The sequence below is a fragment of the Gordonia asplenii genome (assembly GCF_012933505.1).
Classification (GTDB): domain Bacteria; phylum Actinomycetota; class Actinomycetes; order Mycobacteriales; family Mycobacteriaceae; genus Gordonia; species Gordonia asplenii.
In genome coordinates this window covers 1-208 of sequence record NZ_JABBNB010000133.1, presented here as the reverse complement: position 1 = coordinate 208, position 208 = coordinate 1, and the positions used below count along the sequence as shown (strand labels likewise).

The 208-nt window shown below is 66.3% G+C and carries 1 pseudogene; it reads right to left on the bottom strand.

The features are described from left to right. Window positions 1-208: pseudogene (locus HH308_RS29500) on the bottom strand (IS1380 family transposase); the annotation flags it as partial.

Here is a 208-nt window from a genome sequence, read left to right as displayed (position 1 = left end):
GAGTAGGGTGGCGTCGAGGTCGATGATCAGCGGTGCAGCAACGCTGGCGTCATGATCGGGAGCAACGCTATCGGCGAGCGACCAGCACGTTGCTCGGGCTGCGGCGCGGGCCGTGTTGATCGCCGTCAAGGCTGCCGGGGCATCAGCGGCCAACGCCGAGATCAGTCGCGACACCGTCGGATCTGAGGCCACCGACCCGAATACTGTG